Origin of the sequence: Micromonospora sp. NPDC049891, from assembly GCF_040660295.1 — a bacterium.
GTDB lineage: Bacteria > Actinomycetota > Actinomycetes > Mycobacteriales > Micromonosporaceae > Micromonospora.
In genome coordinates this window covers 26,396-45,551 of the sequence record NZ_JBFAML010000026.1, presented here as the reverse complement: position 1 = coordinate 45,551, position 19,156 = coordinate 26,396, and the positions used below count along the sequence as shown (strand labels likewise).

Annotated in this window: 19 protein-coding genes; 6 read left to right on the top strand and 13 right to left on the bottom strand. The window is 72.8% G+C overall.

Annotation, left to right across the window (positions count from 1 at the left end; translation table 11 throughout):
• Nucleotides 1–38: 38 nt before the first annotated feature.
• On the bottom strand, nt 39–320 hold the full coding sequence (locus AB0I71_RS25935; protein ID WP_166457935.1) for a phosphoribosyl-ATP diphosphatase: 282 nt from the start codon (nt 318–320) through the stop codon (nt 39–41).
• 120 nt (nt 321–440) lie between these two features.
• Between AB0I71_RS25935 and AB0I71_RS25930 the strand changes: the two genes are divergently transcribed.
• Genes AB0I71_RS25930 through AB0I71_RS25920 form a run of 3 tightly spaced genes read left to right on the top strand, consistent with a single transcriptional unit; the run spans nt 441 to nt 2,907 of the window.
• Nucleotides 441–1,301 (top strand): ABC transporter substrate-binding protein, encoded by an 861-nt coding sequence (locus AB0I71_RS25930; RefSeq protein WP_357588823.1) that lies wholly within the window; start codon nt 441–443, stop codon nt 1,299–1,301.
• Nucleotides 1,298–2,143 (top strand): amino acid ABC transporter permease, encoded by an 846-nt coding sequence (locus tag AB0I71_RS25925; protein ID WP_357588820.1) that lies wholly within the window; start codon nt 1,298–1,300, stop codon nt 2,141–2,143. Before AB0I71_RS25930 ends, AB0I71_RS25925 begins: the two co-directional genes overlap by 4 nt.
• Before the next feature lie 2 nt (nt 2,144–2,145).
• A complete protein-coding gene (locus AB0I71_RS25920; RefSeq protein WP_357588818.1) occupies nt 2,146–2,907 on the top strand; it encodes an amino acid ABC transporter ATP-binding protein in 762 nt (253 codons plus the stop codon).
• Between the two features lie 150 nt (nt 2,908–3,057).
• Here AB0I71_RS25920 and ribH read toward each other — a convergent pair whose 3' ends face one another.
• From ribH to rpe, 6 genes are all read right to left on the bottom strand, one after another.
• Nucleotides 3,058–3,555 carry a 6,7-dimethyl-8-ribityllumazine synthase gene (gene ribH, locus AB0I71_RS25915; RefSeq protein ID WP_357588816.1) on the bottom strand — a complete coding sequence of 166 codons (498 nt, stop codon included), beginning with the start codon at nt 3,553–3,555 and terminating at the stop codon, nt 3,058–3,060.
• 5 nt (nt 3,556–3,560) lie between these two features.
• Nucleotides 3,561–4,823 carry a bifunctional 3,4-dihydroxy-2-butanone-4-phosphate synthase/GTP cyclohydrolase II gene (locus AB0I71_RS25910; RefSeq protein ID WP_357588814.1) on the bottom strand — a complete coding sequence of 421 codons (1,263 nt, stop codon included), beginning with the start codon at nt 4,821–4,823 and terminating at the stop codon, nt 3,561–3,563.
• The gene (locus AB0I71_RS25905) at nt 4,820–5,440 is read right to left on the bottom strand and encodes a riboflavin synthase (protein ID WP_357588812.1); all 621 of its coding nucleotides are present in this window, start codon (nt 5,438–5,440) and stop codon (nt 4,820–4,822) included. The genes AB0I71_RS25910 and AB0I71_RS25905 overlap by 4 nt, the downstream gene beginning before the upstream one ends.
• Nucleotides 5,441–5,442: 2 nt before the next feature.
• Nucleotides 5,443–6,504 carry a bifunctional diaminohydroxyphosphoribosylaminopyrimidine deaminase/5-amino-6-(5-phosphoribosylamino)uracil reductase RibD gene (ribD, locus tag AB0I71_RS25900; protein ID WP_357588810.1) on the bottom strand — a complete coding sequence of 354 codons (1,062 nt, stop codon included), beginning with the start codon at nt 6,502–6,504 and terminating at the stop codon, nt 5,443–5,445.
• A 381-nt stretch (nt 6,505–6,885) separates the two neighbouring features.
• A complete protein-coding gene (locus AB0I71_RS25895; protein WP_357588808.1) occupies nt 6,886–7,866 on the bottom strand; it encodes a response regulator in 981 nt (326 codons plus the stop codon).
• A gap of 1 nt (nt 7,867) precedes the next feature.
• Nucleotides 7,868–8,548 (bottom strand): ribulose-phosphate 3-epimerase, encoded by a 681-nt coding sequence (rpe, locus tag AB0I71_RS25890; protein WP_357588806.1) that lies wholly within the window; start codon nt 8,546–8,548, stop codon nt 7,868–7,870.
• A gap of 246 nt (nt 8,549–8,794) precedes the next feature.
• Here rpe and AB0I71_RS25885 point away from each other — a divergent pair, with 246 nt between their 5' ends.
• The 3 genes from AB0I71_RS25885 (at nt 8,795) to AB0I71_RS25875 (ending at nt 11,401) form a co-directional block, all read left to right on the top strand.
• Complete coding sequence (locus AB0I71_RS25885) at nt 8,795–9,682, top strand: septum formation family protein (protein WP_357588804.1); 888 nt, start codon at nt 8,795–8,797, stop codon at nt 9,680–9,682.
• Between the two features lie 85 nt (nt 9,683–9,767).
• The gene (locus AB0I71_RS25880) at nt 9,768–10,652 is read left to right on the top strand and encodes a septum formation family protein (RefSeq protein WP_357588802.1); all 885 of its coding nucleotides are present in this window, start codon (nt 9,768–9,770) and stop codon (nt 10,650–10,652) included.
• A gap of 377 nt (nt 10,653–11,029) precedes the next feature.
• Complete coding sequence (locus AB0I71_RS25875) at nt 11,030–11,401, top strand: cupin domain-containing protein (RefSeq protein WP_357588800.1); 372 nt, start codon at nt 11,030–11,032, stop codon at nt 11,399–11,401.
• Between the two features lie 6 nt (nt 11,402–11,407).
• Here AB0I71_RS25875 and AB0I71_RS25870 read toward each other — a convergent pair whose 3' ends face one another.
• The 6 genes from AB0I71_RS25870 to AB0I71_RS25845 form a co-directional block, all read right to left on the bottom strand.
• Nucleotides 11,408–12,823, bottom strand: coding sequence for a transcription antitermination factor NusB (locus AB0I71_RS25870; protein WP_357588798.1), 1,416 nt, complete (start codon nt 12,821–12,823; stop codon nt 11,408–11,410).
• Entirely contained in the window at nt 12,820–13,746 is a 927-nt protein-coding gene (fmt, locus tag AB0I71_RS25865) for a methionyl-tRNA formyltransferase (protein ID WP_357588796.1), read from the bottom strand. Before fmt ends, AB0I71_RS25870 begins: the two co-directional genes overlap by 4 nt.
• A 4-nt stretch (nt 13,747–13,750) precedes the next feature.
• Nucleotides 13,751–14,311, bottom strand: a complete 561-nt coding sequence (def, locus tag AB0I71_RS25860) for a peptide deformylase (RefSeq protein ID WP_357588793.1) — start codon at nt 14,309–14,311, stop codon at nt 13,751–13,753.
• A 43-nt stretch (nt 14,312–14,354) separates the two neighbouring features.
• A complete protein-coding gene (locus AB0I71_RS25855; protein ID WP_357588791.1) occupies nt 14,355–15,623 on the bottom strand; it encodes a cytochrome P450 in 1,269 nt (422 codons plus the stop codon).
• A 78-nt stretch (nt 15,624–15,701) separates the two neighbouring features.
• Nucleotides 15,702–16,682: an AAA family ATPase gene (locus tag AB0I71_RS25850; RefSeq protein WP_357588789.1), complete on the bottom strand. Its 981-nt coding sequence runs from the start codon at nt 16,680–16,682 to the stop codon at nt 15,702–15,704.
• 268 nt (nt 16,683–16,950) lie between these two features.
• Nucleotides 16,951–19,098, bottom strand: a complete 2,148-nt coding sequence (locus AB0I71_RS25845; protein WP_357588787.1) for a primosomal protein N' — start codon at nt 19,096–19,098, stop codon at nt 16,951–16,953.
• Nucleotides 19,099–19,156 lie beyond the last annotated feature (58 nt).

Sequence of the window (19,156 nt, the reverse complement as noted above, 5' to 3'; positions counted from 1 at the left end):
GTGCTCCTTCGATCGGTTCGGGTCGACGGTGGGGGCACTCACAGATGTCGGTAGACGTCCTTCAGGTCGAGACCGCTGGCGAGCATCAGCACCTGGACCTGGTAGAGCAGCTGGGAGATCTCCTCGGCGGTGCGCTCGGGCCCCTCGTGCTCGGCGGCCATCCACGACTCGGCCGCCTCCTCGACGACCTTCTTGCCGATGAAGTGCACGCCCTTCTCCAGTGCGGCGACCGTGCCCGAGCCGGGGGTGCCGGCCGCGGCCTTGGCCTGCAACTCCGCGAACAACTCCTCGAACGTCTTCACGGAGACGGATTCTCGCAGTCGCCCTCGGTCGCCACCAGCACCGGGTCGGTGGTGACCGGTGGACGGGACCGATATTCCCTACCGGAACAGTGGGACAACCCTTCGATCTCCGCCTATGTTGGTCGTACGCTGTCCGCCATGGTCACCACCCCGCGTACCCTCGCGTTCGCCACCGCAGCGGCCGTTCTGCTCGCGGCCAGCGCCTGCACGCCGCAGGTGCAGCCCGCACCCATGCCTACCGTGTCGATGGCCTGCACCAAGGACAGCCTGCCCACCGAAACTGCGGGCAAGCTCACCATCGCCACCGACGAGCCGGCCTACCAGCCGTGGTTCGTCGACGACAAACCGGACAACGGCCAGGGCTTCGAGTCCGCCGTGGCCTACGCGGTGGCGGAGCAGCTCGGCTACGCCCGCGACGACGTCACCTGGACACGGGTCCGGTTCGACGCCGCCATCGCACCCGGGCCGAAGAACTTCGACTTCGACATCAACCAGTTCTCGATCACCGACGAGCGCAAGCAGGCTGTCGACTTCTCCGCGCCGTACTACCTCGTACGGCAGACGGTCATCGCGCTGAAATCCTCCAAGATCGCCGGCCGGACCGCGCTCGCCGAGCTGCGTGACGCCCGGCTCGGCGCCCAGGTCGGCACGACCAGCTACCAGGCCATCACCGACGTGGTGCGGCCGAAGTCCGAGCCGCGGGTCTACAACAGCAACGACGACGCGAAGAAGGCCCTGCAGAACGGGCAGATCGACGGCCTGGTGGTGGACCTGCCCACCGCGTTCTACATCACCGGCGCGGAGATCGACGACGCGGTGATCGTCGGGCAGCTGCCCCAGGTCGGCAGCCCGGAGGCGTTCGGGCTGCTGCTGGACAAGGACTCGCCGCTCACCGGCTGCGTCAGCGCGGCGGTCGGCCGGCTCGCCAGCGACGGCGTCCTCAGGCAGCTGGAGGAGAAGTGGCTCGCCCAGGACGCGGGAGCGCCCGAACTCACGTGAGCGCAGCCCTGCACCAGCCCTCGGCCGCCCAGCGGGCGAGGAACGCGTACCGCCGTCGGCAGACCGTGCTCAGCGTGCTGGTCGCCGCCGCCTCCACGGCGGCGATCGGCACGCTGCTGGCGGTCACGGTGACCGGGGCACCCGGCTGGGAGCGGGTACGCCAGACCTTCCTCGACCCGCAGATCGCCCGGGACGCGCTGCCCCGGGTGCTGACCGGGCTCTGGCTCAACGTCCGGCTGCTGGTCTGCTGCGCGATCGGGGCGCTGCTGCTGGGGCTGCTGATCGCGGTGCTGCGGACCCTGCGCGGGCCGGTCTTCTTTCCGGTCCGCGCCCTCGCGGCCGGTTACACGTACACCTTCCGTGGTCTGCCACTGATCATCGTGCTCTACCTGTTCGCCTTCGGCGTGCCCGGGCTGCGGGTGGAGGGCACGCCGTCGGTGCTGGTCCTGGGCGGGCTGGCGCTGATCCTCACCTACGGTGGCTACCTGGCCGAGGTGTTCCGCGCCGGCATCGAGTCGGTGCATCCGAGCCAGCTCGCCGCGGCCCGGTCGTTGGGGCTCAGCTATCGGCAGGCCATGCGCCACGTGGTGCTCCCCCAGGCCGTGCGTCGGGTGGCGCCACCGCTGCTCAACGACGTGGTGGCGTTGCAGAAGGACGTCGGGCTGATCTCGCTGGCCGGCCCGATCGACGCGGTACGCGCCGCGCAGCTGGCCAGCGCGCAGACCTTCAACTACACGCCGTACATCGTGGCCGGGGTGCTCTTCGTCCTGCTCGCTATCCCGCTGATCGCCGTCACCGACCAGGTGACGCTGCGGGCCGCCCGCCGCCAGTCCGGAGGTTGACCATGGACGTGACGTCGGCCCCGGAGGTGCTGCGGTGCCGGGGGCTGCGCAAGGAGTTCGCCGGCCAGGCCGTCCTCGACGGGCTCGACCTGACCGTGGCCGAGCATCAGGTGGTGGCGCTGATCGGGGCGTCGGGATCCGGCAAGTCGACCCTGCTGCGCTGCGTCAACCTGCTGGAAGAGCTGCACGACGGCACCATCGAGCTGGACGGTGAGGAGATCTCCGCCCCGGGCGTCGACCCGGATCGGGTACGCCGCCGCATCGGGATGGTTTTCCAGTCGTACAACCTCTTCCCGCATCTGAGCGTGCTGGACAACATCACCCTCGCTCCGCGTCGGGTGCACCGGCGGGCCCGGGCCGAGGCCGAGGCCCGCGCCCGGGAGCTGCTGGAGCGGGTGGGGCTGGCGGCGAAGGCCGACGCCTACCCGGACCGCCTCTCCGGCGGCCAGCAGCAACGGGTGGCGATCGTCCGGGCGCTGGCCAACTCGCCACGGCTGCTGCTGCTCGACGAGGTCACCTCCGCGCTGGACCCGGAGCTGGTCGGCGAGGTGCTGACCATGATCCGCGACCTGAAGGCGGAGGGGATGACAATGGTCCTGGCCACCCACGAGATGGGTTTCGCCCGCGACGTGGCCGACCAGATCTGCTACCTGGACGCCGGCCGGGTCATCGAGTCCGGCCCACCCGAACAGGTCCTAGCCGACCCGACTCACCCCCGCACCCGCCAGTTCCTCTCCCGCATCATCCAAGCCGGCCGCCTCTAACCCACCCCACCCCACCCCCACTCACACCACCCCACCCCCACCCACCCCGCCAACACCTGTTGATCAAGAAGTTTTCGTCGCCCAGAGGGCGGATCCCGACGCAAACTTCTTGATCAGCCAGGACTGAGGTGGGGGTGGGGTGGGTGGGGGTTAGGTGGTGAAGCCGACGGGGTGGGTGGTGGTGGCGGCTTGGCGGATGGCCAGGGCGGCGTCGAGGGCGGCGACTGTGGAGGACCAGCCCTTGTCCTCGGCGGAGTCGGGCAGGCCGGCGCGGTCGCGCGCCTGCTCGATGGTGTCCACGGTGAGCACGCCGTGGGCGACCGGCTTGCCCTCGTCCAGGGCGACGCGGGTCAGGCCGTCGGTGACCGAGCGGCAGACGTAGTCGAAGTGGGCGGTGGCGCCGCGTACCACCACGCCGAGGGCGACCACCACGTCACAGCGCCGAGCCAGGGCCTGCGCCACCACCGGCAGCTCCACCGAGCCGGCCACCCGGGCCACCACCGCCCGCGCACCGCACGCCTGCGCGGCGGCCACCGCCCGGTCGAGCATGTGGTCGGTCAGGTCACCGTGCCAGCGCGCGGCGACCACACCGACCGTCATCCCGGCCGCGTCGACCGGAGCCGAACCCGGCTCCCCGAAACCCGCCATCTCTCCTACGCTCCGATCTCTCTGCCGGGCACTGGACGCCCCATCGGCGCCTCGGCCACCTCGTCAAGCTGGTCGAGCAGGTGCCCCATCCGGTCCCGCTTGGTCCGCAGGTAACGCACGTTCTCCGGGTGCGGGCGCACCGGCAGCCCCTCCCGGCCGGTGACGGTCAGGCCGTAGCCCTCCAGCCCCGCCCGCTTGGCCGGGTTGTTCGTCAACAGCCGCATCGAGCGGACCCCGAGGTCGTAGAGGATCTGCGCGCCGGTGCCGTAGTCACGCGCGTCGGCCGGCAGGCCGAGGTCGAGGTTCGCGTCCACCGTGTCGCGGCCCTGGTCCTGCAACTGGTACGCCTGGAGCTTGTGCAGCAGCCCGATGCCGCGCCCCTCGTGGCCACGCACGTAGAGGACCACGCCCCGCCCTTCCCGGGCCACCCGGTCGAGGGCGGCGTTGAGCTGCGGCCCGCAGTCGCAGCGCACCGACGAGAAGACGTCGCCGGTCAGGCACTCCGAGTGCACCCGTACCAGCACGTCCCGGCCGTCGCCGATCTCACCCATCACCAACGCCACGTGCTCGGCCGAGTCGTACTCGCTGCGGTAGCCCAGCGCTCGGAACACCCCGTGCTCGGTCGGCATCCGGGCGTCGGCGACCTGCTCGACCTGCTTCTCGGTGCGCCGCCGGTACGCGATCAGATCCGCGATGGTGACCAGGGTCAGCGAGTGCTCGGCGCAGAACTTCTCCAGGTCCGGCAGCCGCATCATGGTGCCGTCGTCGTTGACCAGTTCGCAGAGCACGCCGGCCGGGCGCAGACCGGCCAGCCGGGTCAGGTCGACAGCCGCCTCGGTGTGCCCGGGACGGCGCAGCACCCCGCCCGGCCGGGCCCGCAGCGGCACCACGTGCCCCGGGCGGGCCAGGTCCGTCGGGCCGGTGGCCGGGTCGGCGAGCAACCGGATGGTGTGCGCCCGGTCGGCCGCCGAGATGCCGGTGGTCACCCCCTCCCGGGCGTCGACTGTCACCGTGTAGGCGGTCTGCCGCCGGTCCTGGTTGGTGTGGTGCATGGGCGGCAGGTCGAGCCGATCGCACTCGCTCTCGGTGAGCGGTACGCAGATGAAGCCCGAGGTGTGCCGCACCGTGAAGGCCAGCAGTTCCGGGGTGGCCAGCTCGGCCGCGAAGATCAGGTCACCCTCGTTCTCCCGGTCGGCGTCGTCCACCACCACGACCGGGCGGCCGGCGGCGATCTCGGCCAGCGCCTGCTCGATGTCGGCGAAGGTCATGCCGGCACCTCCGCCCCGTCGACGGTGCGACCACCCAGCAGCCGCTCGACGTACTTGGCCAGCACGTCCATCTCCAGGTTCACCGGGTCACCCACGGAACGGGTACCGAGCGTGGTGGCCGACAGGGTGGTGGGGATCAGGCCGACGGCGAACCAGTCGGCGCCGACCTCGGCCACGGTCAGCGAGACCCCGTCGACGGTGATCGAGCCCTTCTCCACCACGTACCGGGACAGCGCGGCGGGCAACCGGAACCGGACCGTCTCCCACCGCTGCGCCGGCTCGCGGGAGAGCACCTCCCCCACGCCGTCGACGTGCCCCTGCACCAGGTGACCGCCGAGGCGGCTGCCCAGCGCGGCGGCGCGCTCCAGGTTGACCCGGTCGCCGGTACGCAGCGCGCCCAGCGCCGAGCGGCGCAGCGTCTCGCCCATCACGTCGGCGGTGAACACCCCGCCGTCGACGTCGACGACGGTCAGACAGACGCCGTTGACCGCGATCGAGTCGCCGTGTCGTGCGTCGGAGGTGACAAGTGGGCCACGGACCGCTACCACTGTCGAGTCCTCCGCCGTCGGGGTGACCCCGACGACCTCGCCCAGTTCCTCGACGATGCCGGTGAACATACCTAGCCCTCCCTCTTCCGGGGCAGCGCGGTGATCCGCAGGTCGGGACCGACCTGCGTAACGTCGGTGAGTTCCAGGTCGATGGCCTCGGCGATGGTGGTCACACCCGCGTCCACGAGCGCGGCGGGCCCGGCCCCGAGCAGCCGGGGCGCGAGGTAACCGACCACCCGGTCGACCAGGCCGGCGGCGAGGAACGCCCCGGCGAGCCGGGGACCACCCTCCAGCAGCACCGCCCGTACCCCACGGGTGTGCAGGGCGGCGAGCAGCGCCGGCAGGTCGACGCCGCCGTCCGGGCCGGCGCCCACCTCGGCCGCGGTGGCCACCCAGGTACGGGCGGCGCCGTCGCGGACCCGGGCGTCGTCCGGGGTACGCCCGGCCGAGTCGACCACCACGCGCAGTGGCTGCCGGATGGCCAGGCTGCCGTCGCGCAGGTTGCGCACGGTGAGCCGGGGGTCGTCGGCGAGCACCGTGCCGACGCCGACGACGACCGCGTCGACTGTGGCGCGCAGCGCGTGCACGTCCATCCGGGCGGCCTCGGACGTGATCCACATGCTGGTGCCGTCGGCCGCCGCGGAGCGGCCGTCCAGGGTCGCCGCGTACTTCCAGATCACGTACGGCCAGCCTCGGCGCATGGCGGTCAGCCAGGCCACGTTGCCGCTCTCCGCCTCGGCGCCGCGTACCCCCAGGTCGACGCGGACGCCGGCGGCCCGCAACGTGGCGGCGCCGCCGGTGGCGACCGGGTTGGGGTCCGGCACCGCGATGACGACCCGGGCCACCCCCGCCTGGACCAGCGCGGTGCTACAGGGGCTGGTGCGGCCGACGTGGTCACAGGGTTCCAGGGTGACCACCGCAGTGCCGCCCTTGGCCCGCTGGCCGGCCTGGGCCAGCGCGACGATCTCGGCGTGCGGCCCCCCGGCGTACGCGTGGAAGCCCTCGCCGACCACCTCGCCGTCGACGTCGAGCAGCACGCAGCCGACGACGGGATTGGGACTGGTGGTGCCGAGCCCGCGCGCCGCGAGTTCGATCGCACGACGCATCGCCTCGTCCACGGAGACGCTCGCCATCGCCTGCCGTCGCCCTCTCGCTCGTACGCGCGGGCTGGGAGCTGGGCCGGGTGGCCACGGGCAGGCAGCGGAATCCGGGTACGGCACAGCCGCCCCGGCCGGGACGCGCGCACGCCGGAGCCCGGCGAGCCACACGGCCCCCTTCCGTCCCGCGCGCTGTCTCCCATCCGGACTGTCTGGGCGCGGACGAGCCGCACCCAACCGTCGGCCCCGGATTCTCACCAGGTCCACCGGGCGGACGAACCGCTCCCGGGTCGCGGGCTTACCACGGTCGGACCGTGGATCACCGCCGGTTCGGAATTACACCGAGTCCCGCCAGCGCGTGGTGGGTACTGAGCAAAGTCTTACACGTCCGGCGCGACGCCGGGCCACCCGGGCGAGCTACTTCACATGACGGTGACCGGGGTCGGCGACGCCGCGACGGCGATCCACCGCCACGTACGAGCCGGGTTGGCTCTTCGCCACGGTCTTCATCTCGGAGGCGATGGTCATCGCCTCCAGCGGGTTCGTGATGCGCTTGTCGGTGTCGGAGATCGCGACGCCGATGGAGAGGGTGACAAGCGCGGCCCGGCGGATGTTGCCCCGCCGGTCCTTCAACTCCACGTAGCCGCGTTCCCGGTCGGTGGGATCGTAGAGGGCGTCCGCGGCCTTCTCGAAGTCCGACGACACCCGCAGGGTGAGCGGCCGCACCTGCTCGGGCGTGCACACGAAGACGAAGTCGTCACCGCCGACGTGGCCGAGGAAGGCCGGCGGCAGGGCCACCGCGACCACCGCCCGGTGCAGGCTGCGGGCCAGCGCGGAGATGAAGCCGTCACCCCGGACGAAGCCGTACCTGTCGTTGACGCTCTTGAACCGGTCGATGTCGATGTAGCCGACCGCGTAGTCGGCACCGCCACGGACCCGGTCGGCGATCTCCCGGCGGATCCGGCTGTTGCCCGGCAGGCCGGTCAGCGGGGAGACCTCCCGGAACTCCTTGTTGCGCCGCAGCGTGGAGCTGACCCGGGCGACCAGCTCGGCGTTGTCGAAGGGTTTGACCAGGTAGTCGTCGGCACCGGCGTTCAGCCCGTTGACCTTGTCCTGGGTCATCCCCTTGGCCGTCAGCATGATCACCGGCAGGGCCGCGGTCATCGGGTCGGCGCGCAGCCGCCGGGTCAGTTCCAGCCCGTCCACCCGCGGCATCATCAGGTCGACCACGGCCAGGTCGGGCCGCTCCCGCTCGATCAGCTCCAGCGCCTCCTGGCCGTCCGCGGCGAGGATCACCTCGAAGCCCTGCAACCGCAGGTTGAACTCGACGAACCGGGCGATGTCCTCGTCGTCGTCGACGACGAGGATCACGTCCTTGCGGTCGTCGGAGGTTTCCACCTCAGGCCCCGGCCGCCGCGCGCTCGGCCAGCCCGCGCAGCCGGCGTACCGCCTCGGCCGGGTCGTCGGCGCCGTAGACGGCGGTGCCGGCCACGAAGGCGTCGGCGCCCGCCGCGGCCGCCTGCTCGATGGTGTCGGCGGCGATCCCGCCGTCGACCTCGATGCGTAGCTCCAGGTGGCCGGCGTCGACGTGACGACGCGCGGTGCGGACCTTGTCCAACAGCTGCGGAAGGAACCGCTGCCCGCCGAACCCGGCCTTGATGGTCATGACCAGCAGCGTGTCGAAGCTCGGCAGCAGGTCGAGGTACGGCTCGATCGGGGTGTCCCGGTCGATCGCCAGTCCCGCCCGGGCACCGGCCGCCCGCAGGTCCCTGGCCAGCGCCACCGGGTCGTCGCAGGCCTCGGCGTGGAAGGTGACGTTGTACGCCCCCGCGTCGGCGTAGCCGGGAGCCCACCGGTGCGGGTCGGTGATCATCAGGTGTACGTCGAAGGGCAGCTTGGTGGCGGCCCGCAGGCTCTGCACCACGGGCAGCCCGATGGTCAGGTTCGGCACGAAGTGGTTGTCCATCACGTCGACGTGCAACCAGTCCGCGGCGTCCTCGACGGCGCGGACCTCCTCGGCGAGACGGGAGAAATCGGCGGCGAGGATGCTGGGCGCGACGATCGGCGGCGGTACGGTCACAGGGCAAGTGTACGAACGCGGTCAGCAGTCACGGCATCGTGCCAGCAACCGGGACACCCCGTGACCCGGAGGTGACCAATGGTGCAGAATGACCCCCTTCGGACCGGTGAAACGGAATGAAGCTCAGCTTCGACTGGCCAGACGACCGATTCGCGGCAACACTCCATCGGGGACGGTGACGGTATCGTGCAGGCCGGTGGGCGCGGGAGCCGGCAGCCGGGCGGCAGCTCCCGGAAAGGGCGGACGATGCGACGGTGGCTCGCGGCACTGGCGCTGGCCAGTGTGGCTGCGCTGATGCTCAGCGGCTGTGTACGGCCGGGCGGAACCGACGGCGATCTCACCGACGACTGGCAGACACTGCGGGCCCCGACCATGTTCGTGCCGGCCACCGACGCCTGCCTGCCCCGGATCACCGCCGTCGTCCAGGCGAGCACCTACGAGACCGTGGACTGCGCCCGCAGCCACCTCGCCGAGACGGTCCACGTCGGCACGTTCACCGACGCCGCCGCCGAGGGCAAGCGCCCGGAGCCGGGAGCGGCGGCGCTGCGTACCGCCCGGGCCGAGTGCGACCAGCGGGCCCGGTTGGTGCTCGGCGGCGACTGGCACACCGCCCGGTTGACCCTCAACATCTCGCTGCCGTCGGTGCCGGCGTGGAACGGCGGTGCCCGCTGGTTCCGCTGCGACCTCAGCGAGACCGACAGCATCGACAACACCCGGCCGGTCAACCGCACCGGTAGCCTGCGCGGAGCACTGATCGGCGACTCGCCGCTGGTCCATCGCTGCTTCGACCCGAAGCTGATCGGCGACAGCCTGAACTACATGGCCCCGGTGCTCTGCACCGAGCCACACGGCGCCGAGTTCGTCGGGGTCTACATCGAGCAGGACATGAGCTGGGAGCAGTTCGTCGGGTCCGCCAGCCAGGCCCACAAGCGCTGCATGGAGCTGATCGCCGCCTTCGCCGACGTGCCCAACAACGCCGACCTGCCCTATCGCGCCGGTTCCATCTTCTACCCGCCGTCGCAGCGGGAGTGGGAGGAGGGCGACCGGGGAGTGCGGTGCATCCTGTGGAGCGACGACCGCAAGCTGACCGGCTCGATGCGCGGCGTGGGCCCACAGGGACTCCCCGTCACCTGAGCACGGTGCGGAAACGTCCCGGACAGTCCCGGAGCCCGGTGCCGTATGCTGCCGCTTCGACGGCGGGAGCGGGAGGTCGACGGGGATGCGGCGATGGCTGACCGGAGTCGCGCTTGGCGCCGTGGTGGCGCTGGCGGCGACCGGCTGCACCAGACCGGCCGGCACCGACGGTGATCTGGTCGACGACTGGGCGTCGATGGGGGCCCCGGCGGTGTTCACGCCCGGCTCCGGTACCTGCCACGGGCAGCCGCAGGAGGTCGGCTACCTCAGCGCGTACGCACCTGTGGACTGCGCGCAGCCGCACCGGGCCGAGACCCTGCACGTCGGCGCCCTGACCGACTCGACCGGGGCCCGCCCGCCGGCAGTCGGCAGCAAGGGGATGCGCACCGCGTTCAGCGAGTGCGACCGGGAGGCGCGTACGACGTTGGGTGGCGACTGGCGCGGTGCCCGGATCGGGCTCACGGTCGTCCTGCCCTCGCCGCAGGCGTGGACCGGCGGCGCCCGCTGGTTCCGCTGCGACGTCCACGAGCTGCGCGGACTCGACACCCCGGTCCCGGTACGGCGCACCGCCAGCCTGGCCGGTGCGCTGGACGGCTCGTCCCCGCTGCGGCACGGCTGCTTCAACGCCCGGACCGAGGGCGACGAGGTGACCGAGATGGTCGCCGTCAAGTGCACCGCGCGGCACCGGGCGGAGTTCGTGGGCCTCTGGCGGGCGCCGGAGAGCAGTTGGTCGGCGTTCCTGGCGAAGCCCGAGCGGGCCCACAGTGGTTGCCGCAGTGCGGTCGCCCGCTACGCCAAGGTGCCGGACGACGGCAATCTCCAGTTCCGGGTCGGTACGATCTTCTACCACCCCTCGGAAGGCGAGTGGCGCAGCGGCAACCGGTCGGTTCAGTGCTTCCTCTGGATCAGCGACCGCACCCTCACCCGGTCGGTAAAGGGTGCCGGCACCCGGGCGCTGCCGATCACCTGACCCGGCCCGACGCCAGCCACCGTTAGCGAATAACGGAACCGTCCAAGATTTCGACGTGGGGACCCGAATCATCGGCCCGAGGCGGGCCGACGGTGACGGGTGCGATGCGTTCCTCCGCTCGCGACAAAGCGCCCACCCCCGCACGGAAACGGGCGCTCGCGTGCGGTTCGAGGTCAGGACCGCCCGGCGGCCCGGGCGACGAACACCTGCCGCCTGCCGGCGACGCTGCGCCTGCTCGCGGTGAACCGGGACGACAAGCCGATGCGGAGGCCCAGGAACGTACAAGACCGGCGGAGTCCGGGTGTGGCAGGCTCGTGACGCCGGTTCGGGAGCCCACGAGCCGTTCCCGATCGCTCGGAGTCGAGGAAGAATGCCGTATGTCCAAGTCTGTTCTTCCGGTCAACCTCGCCGAGAAGTTGTCGCAGTTCAACGAGCTGTGGTCGCAGAAGACAGTGGCCGTGCTCAACGATTACGAGGTCAAGCTGGCCAAGCTGAAAGGGGAATTCGTCTGGCACACCCACGAGGACACCGATGAATTGTTCCTGGTCATCAGCGGACGGCTCACCATCCAACTCAGGGATGGTGATGTGGTGCTGGAACCCGGCGAGTTGTTCGTGGTCCCCCGTGGAGTCGAGCACTGTCCGGTGGCGGACGAGGAGACCGCGATCCTGTTGTTCGAACCGGCAGGCACGCTCAACACCGGTGACGTTGGTGGACCGATGACCAGAGCGGCCGAGCTTCTCGACTGATCGGAGTCAGCCTCGACGCAGGACCGCGAGGAACATCGCGTCGGTGCCGTGCCGGTGCGGCCACAACTGCACGGTCGGCCCGTCGCCCAACCCCGGCATCCCGGCCGGCAGCACCGTACGCGCGTCGACGAAGTCGACAGGCACCCCACTGCGGCGGGCCGCCTCGGTCACCGTCACGTGGGTCTCCACCGTGTGCGGTGAGCAGGTCACGTAGGCGACCACCCCACCCGGGCGGGCCGCCCGCAGCCCGGCGGCGAGCAGCTCGCGCTGCAACCGGGTCAGGGCCGACAGGTCGGACGGCTGGCGCCGCCAGCGCGACTCCGGCCGGCGGCGCAGCGAACCGAGTCCGGTACACGGCGCGTCGACAAGCACCCGGTCGAAGTGTTCCTCCGGCAGCTTCGCCTCGGTGCCCACCAGCCGGCCGTCGGTGTTCAGCACGGTCACCGGCAGCCCCCGGGTCGAGTTCTCGACCAGCCGCGCCCGGTGTTCGGCGACCTCCACGGCGGTCAGCCGCGCGTCCCGCTGCGCGGCGAGGGCCCCGAGCAGGCCCGACTTGCCGCCCGGCCCGGCGCACAGGTCGAGCCAGCGGCCGTCCGGACCGTCCACAGGTGCCAGCGCGAGCGCGTTCGCCACCAGTTGGGAGCCCTCGTCCTGGACGTGGGCTCGGCCATCCGCCACCGCCGCCAACTCGCCGGGCGCGCCGCCGGACAGATAGACCGCGTACGGCGAGAAGGCGCCGGGCGCGCCGCCCACCTCGTCGGCGAGGTCGACCGGGTCGGCCAGGCCGGGCCGGGCGCACAGGTGCACCGGAGGCCGCTCATTGTCCTCGATCAGCAGGCGGGTGGTCTCGCTGAGGTCACCACCGAGCGCCTCGTTGAACGCGCGCACGATCCACTGTGGATGACTGTGGGCCACCGAGAGGTGACCGATCGGGTCCGACTCGATCGACGGCGCCAGCCGGGACACCCACTCGTCGGCATCGCGGCTGGCGACCTCGCGCAGCACCGCGTTGGCGAACCCGGTGGCCCCCTGGCCGACCGCCCTGACCAGGTCGACGGTGGAGGATACCGCCGCGTGCGCCGGCACCCGGGTGTGCAGCAGCTGGTACGCGCCGATGCGCAGCGCGTCGCGCACCGGCGGGTCGATCCGCTGCACGTCCCGCCCGGCCGCGTCGGTCAGGATCGCGTCGAGGGTGCCCAGATGGCGCAGGGTGCCGTAGGTGAGTTCGGTGGCGAAGGCGGCGTCCCGGCCGGTCAGTCCCGCGTCGGTCAGGATCGCCGGCAGCACCAGGTTGGCGTACGCGTCGTCGCGGTGCACCGCCGCGACCGCCTCGTACGCCGCGTAGCGTGCCCGGTCGACGACCGGTCGCCCGGGACGGGACCCGCGACGCTCCGCACCGCCACGGGCGGCGGTCTCCCTCACGCGAACACCTCCCCGGCACCGACCCGGGCGCCGCGCGCCCAGTCGGTAGCCGGCATGGCCCGCTTTCCGGCCGCGCGTACCTCGCCGAGACGAACCGGCACGGTCGCCGTGCCGGCCAGCACCCGCGCCTTTTCCACGAGCAGCTCACCGGGCTTGAGGTCGGGCGCGTCCGGTGCCGGGGTGACCGGGCCGAGCTTCACCCGCTCGTCCCGGAAGGTCGTCCACGGGCCAGGGGCCGGGGTGCAGGCACGGATGCGCCGGTCCACCGCGAAAGCGGGGTCGCTCCAGCGCACCCGGGCGTCCTCGACAGTCAACTTCGGGGCCAGCGAGACGCCGTCGGCGGGCTGCGGCTCGGCCCGGGCGGTGCCGTCCTCCAGCGCGTCAAGCACCGCCACCAGCAGGTCGGCACCGCTGTGCGCCAGCCGCTCCAGCAGGTCACCGGAGGTGTCCGCGGGCCGGATCTCGTCGGTGAGGGTGCCGTAGACCGGACCGGTGTCCAGCCCCTCCTCCAGTTGGAAGACGGTGGCGCCGGTCAGCTCGTCGCCGTGCAGCACGGCGTGCTGCACGGGCGCGGCACCCCGCCACGCCGGCAGCAGCGAGAAGTGCAGGTTCACCCAGCCGTGCCGGGGGATCTCCAGTGCCACCGGCGGCACCAGCGCGCCGTAGGCGACCACCGGCACGCAGTCGGGGGCCAGCTCGCGCAGCCGGTCCAGGAACTCCGGCTCGCGCGGACGCGCCGGGGTCAGCACCTCGATCCCCCGCTCGTCGGCCCAGGCGCCGACCGGGGAGCGGACCAGGCCCCGGCCGCGTCCGGCGGGCGCGTCCGGTCGGGTGACCACGGCGACCACGTCGTGCCGGGAGGCGGCCACGGCGGCCAGGGCCGGAACGGCGACAGCCGGCGTACCGGCGAAGATCACACGCATCCGGTCACCGACCCAGACCGAAGGGGCTGCCGGCGGCGTGCGGGCTCAGCTTGACGGTGGGCGGGGCGGCGGCGTCGTACCACTCGGCCTGCCGGATCGCCTTCATCGCCTCCTTGCGGCCGGCCGGGTCCAGCCGGTCGAGGAAGAGCACCCCGTCGAGGTGGTCGGTCTCGTGCTGCACGCAGCGTGCCATCAACCCGGTGCCGACGATCTGCATCGGGTCGCCGTAGCCGTTGAAGCCCTTGGCGATGACGTTCTGCCGGCGCTTGGTGTCGAAGTACAGCCCGGGGATGGACAGGCACCCCTCCGGGCCGTCCTGCTCCTCCTCGTCGGGAAACTCCAGCACCGGGTTCACCAGGTGACCGAGCACGTCGTCGACGTCGAAGGTGAACACCCGCAGGCCCACACCCAGTTGCGGCGCGGCGAGACCGGCACCGCCCTGCTCACGCATGGTGTCGGTCAGGTCCTCGATGAGCTTTCGCAGCTCGACGTCGAAGTCGACCACCGGATCGGCCGGCGTGCGCAGCACCGGATCCCCGAACAGACGGATGGGCTGAACGGTCACGCGGGTTGGCTCCTTCACGGCGGGACGGGAGTGCCGTACCAGTCTACGGACTGCCGGTGGCCGTGCCGGCCGGCGCACCACCCTTCCCGCGCGGCAGCGGTTCACCCACGGTGACCGGCAGGTGGTCGTACCCGCGCAGGGTCAACCGGGTCCGCCGCCGGGGCTGCCCGGCCGGTGCCAGCCCGGGCAGCCGGCGCAGCAGCGCCGGGAAGGCGACCTGCGCCTCCAGCCGGGCCAGCCCCGCGCCCAGGCAGTAGTGCGGCCCGGCGCCGAAGGAGAGCGGGTTCAGCTGCGCCCGCCACGGGTCGAACCGCTCCGGCTGCGGGTACCGCCGGGGGTCGCGGTTGGCCGCACCGAGCAGCAGCAGGATCCAGCTGCCGGCGGGCACCTCGACCCCGTCGAGCCGAACGGCTTCCGCGCTGGTACGGGTGGTCAACTGCACCGGTGAGTCGAAGCGGAGCAGTTCGTCCACGTACGCCGGGGCGTGCTGCGGGTGCCGCCGCAGCGCGTCGGCGGCCGGGGGGTGCGCCAGCAGGACCGCCAGTCCGTTGCCGAGCAGGTTGGTGGTGGTCTCGAAGCCCGCGACGAGCAGGATCACCAGGTTCGCCAGCAGTTCCTCGCCGGAGAGCCGGTCACCGGCGTCGTGCGCCTGCACCAGCGCGGTGGTCAGGTCGTCGGCGGGCCGCCGCCGACGGGCGGCCACCAGTTCGGTGAAGTAGTCGCGCAGCTCGGCGGCGCCGGCGTCGGCCACGGCCAGCTCCGCCGGGGTGATCTCGGGCTCCAGCACCCCGGTCAGGTCGGCTGTCCAACGCCGGAACAGCGGACGGTCGGCGGCGGGTACGCCGAGCAGTTCGCAGATCACCCCGACCGGCAACGGGTAGGCGAACTCGGCCATGAAGTCCACCGGAGCGCCGCCCCGGCCGGTCGCCGCCAGCGCGTCGATCAGCTCGTCGGTCTGCGCCGTGACCACCTCGCGCATGGCGCCGATCCGACGTGGGGTGAAGGCTCCGGCGGCGAGCCGGCGCATCCGGCTGTGGTCGGGCGGGTTGGTCCGCAGCATGGACCGGGCGATCGAGGACACGGCCGGGCTCTCCCGCCAGGTGGGCAGGATGCCGTCGCGCAGATGGTCGTCGAGCACCCGGATCCGGGCGTCCCGGAGCAGTTCGTCGGCCTCGGCGTGGCCGGTGACCGCGTACAGGCCCGGACCGGCCGGCACGACCGGTCCGTGGGCACGGAGCCGCTCGTACGCCGGATAGGGGTCGACCCGCCCTTCGGGCGACATGAGCGACGCGAGCGCCTCGGCGGCGTCCATCTGGCCTCCTCGGTGTCCCGGAGGCTCCATCATGCCCGGGCGGTGCCATCGCGGGCGGCACCCGGCGCGGCGGACGGCTCAGCCGGCGGGGCTCTCCCCGGCCAGCACCGCGTCGCCGGCGAGCAGGGCGTGCTCGGGCAGCGGCAGGTGGATGTCGTGGGCCGCCTCCCAGTCGTGGATCAGGCTGGGACGGGTCTGCGCGACGAAGTAGTCCATCGCGCTCACCCCACCGACCACCGGTTCCTCAACCTCGGCGACCAGCCGGCCCGGCACCAGCCGGAAGCCGTTGCGCAGCGCGGCGCTGAGCCGGCGGTGCCCGTTGACCACGAAGAAGTACTCGCCGGTGTACCCGATCTCCAGTGGCTCCAGGCCGGCCTCACCGGCGGCGGCGACCTCGCTGGTGAAGGTCGAGTCCCACAGGCCACGCAGGCCGGCGATGTCCTCGGTCGGGTAGACGCGGCCGGGGTCGAGCAGCAGCAGCGGCGGCGCGCCGCGCAGCACCTCGGGGGCGAGCCGTCCCTCGTACGCGTCGACGATGCGCTCGATCACCTCGTCGGCGGGTGCCCGGGTGGTGTCGCAGATCAGGTCGTAGTTGCGCAGCCTGGCCTTGTCCACGCCGTAGCGGACCAGGAACCGACCGCGCTCGCTCTCGCTGCGTTCCCTGAGCTTGGCCTTCGCCTCGTCCAGGGAGGTGTAGCTCTCGGCCGGCCCGGAGGGACGCAGCAGGACGCGCCGGGCGGCCTCACCCGGCTCGGTGATCATATGCACCTTCAGCGCGTCGGTGAAGAAGTGCCAGGCCAGCCGGGAGTCCATGACCAGGCTCTCACCGGATGCGGCGATGTCACGCTGAAGCTGGTCGACATAGCCGTCGACGGCCTGGTCCAGCTCCGCGTGCAGGTTCAGCTGGAGAGCGGTCATCTGCCGCTCCTGGGCCATCTGCCGGTAGAGGTCACCGACGCTGACCCGGCGCAGGCCGAGCCGCTTGGCGATCTCGACGGAGACGGTGCTCTTGCCGCTGCCGAGGTCACCGTTGAAGACGATCGACTGACGAACGGTCACGACTGGTCCACCCCTGATCGCCGGCTGGTTGAGATCATCGATTTCCGCGCCGGGCCGACGCGGTTCCGCCGTCGTCGCGCCGCCCTCGGACACCTCCAGCTCGACCTGGAGTCGCCGTACGCACCGGCATGACGGGCGATGCTACCACCTCCCACGGGCCTGACCCGACTACGCGACCCCGAGCGGGCGCGCCGACACGCAGCGTCATGATCGGGTAACATATCGCACCGATTGGGACATCGGTCGGCACGCACCGTCACCGATCCGGTCAGAACAACGCGAGCGGGTCGACCTGGAGGCGTACCGGGTCGTTCGCCTTGCGGGCGCTGCGGACCCCGGCTGCCGCGTGCAGCGCATCGGCCATGGCGGCGGCGCGGGCCCTCGGTACCCGCACCAGCATCCGCTCCCGCTCGCCGTCGGCCGGCACCGGCCCGAGCAGTTCAGCCCCGTCGGGCAGGCGCGCGTGCGCCAACAGGTCGGCGACCGCGTCCGGCAGTCCGGTCACGCTGGCCATCCGCATCGCCGGCGGGAAGCCCAGCTCCCGCCGCTCGGCCAGTTCCCGGGCCGCGAACCAGCCGGCGTCCCAGCGCAGCAGCGCCTGCACCGGTGCGAGCGCCCCGTCGGCGACCACCACCACCCGACCCCCGTCGGCGGCTGGCCGGGCCAGTGCCGCGGCGGCCGTCCACCGGCGCAGCGCTTCCTCCCCGGCCCGCAGGTCGGCCCGGGTGAGCAGCGCCCAGGTGTCCAGCAGCAGCACCGCGCCGTAGCCGCCGGTCGCCGCCGGCTCGGCGCCCGGGGTCGCGATCACCAGGCCCGCGCCGCCGGGGACGTCGGTAAGCACCTCCTCCCGCCCGGAGGTCCGCACCGGCACCCCCGGAAAGGCCCGACCCAGTTCCTCGGCGGTCCGGCGGGCACCGGTGACCGAGGCCCGCAGTCGCCGCCCGCCACACTGCGGACAGGCGTACACGGCGGCGATCCGGGCGCACCAGCGGCAGGCCGGCGACCCACCTGCCGACGGCAACGCGAGCGGGCCGGCGCAGTGCGGACAGCGGGCCGGGGTACGGCACTCGGCGCAGGCCACCGAGGGTAGGTAGCCGCGCCTGGGTACCTGGACCAGGACCGGCAGCTCGGCGCGCAGCGCCTCCCGGGCGGCCGTCCAGGCCAGGCTCGGCAGCCGGGCGGTCGCCGCGCCGGGATCACGGGCCAGCTGTGGGTCGTCGCCGGTCGGCACGATCGCGGGGGTACGAGCCCGCAGCACCGCCCGGTCGGCGATCACCTCGCGGGCCCAGCCGGTCTCCACGAGCAACTGCGCCTCGGCGGTACGGGCGTAGCCGCCGACAAGTGCGCCCGCCTCCGCCAACTGGGCTCGGGTGAGCAGCACCTCACGGGCGTGCGGGTAGGGCGCTCGCGGCTCGGCGTGCAGGTCGTCACCGTCGTCCCAGATGGCCACCAGCCCCAGTCGGTCGACCGGGGCGAACATGGCGGCCCGGGTGCCGATCACCACCGGGGCGGCACCGCGGCGGGCCGCCAGGAAGGCGCGGTAGCGCCGCGCCGGGCCGAGGGCGGCCGACAGGCAGATGTGCCGGCCCGCGCCCAGCCGCGCGGTCAGCGCGGCGTCGAGCCGGTCCAGGTCCCGCCCGTCGGCGACCACCACCAGCGCCCCCCGGCCGCCGGCCACCGTGGCGGCGACGGCGGTGGCGTAGCGGGCCGCCCAGTCCTCCCCCGGCAGTGCCGACCAGACCGCCCGGGGGGAACGTCCGTCGGACAGTGCCCGCAGCAGCGCCGGCCCGGCCGGGTAGTCGCGCCAACCTTCGGGCTCCGGCACCCGCACCCCCGGGTCGGCCGCCACCCCAGGCACGGCGGCCACGCCAGGCACAGCCGCCACGCCAGGCACAGCGGCCACGCCGGGCACGGCGGCCACGCGCGGCACAGCCGCTGCCCCAGGCTCAGTCGATCCCGCCGGCCCGCCCTGAATCGCTGGCACGCCCTGACCCGCCGGTTCACCCGCGAAGTCGGCCGATGCAGCCGGGTCCGACGGTGCCGGCGGATCCGCCGGTGTTCCCGGGTCGGCCGATGCGGCCTCGGCGGGCGGGGCGTTGGTGATGATCTCCTTTTCCACCCGGGCATGCCGGGGTGGCACCGCCAGCCGCAGCACGTCGGCCAGGCTGCCGGCGTACCGGTCGGCGACGACCCGGGCCAGCCGGGCCACCTCCGGGGCGAGCACCGGCACCGGGGAGACCACCTTGTCCAGGTAGGCGAGCCGGGGATGCTCGGAGCGTTCGGCCCGTTCCAGCAGCCAACCGTCGACAAGTTGGCCGGCGAAGCGCACCTTCACCCGGACGCCGGGGACGGCGTCGGCGGAGAGCGCCTGCGGGACCAGGTAGTCGAAGGGCCGGTCCAGGTGGGCCAGCGGCACATCGACGCAGACACGAGCGACCGGCGACCCGTCAGCGGGCCGCCGGTCGTCACGCCGG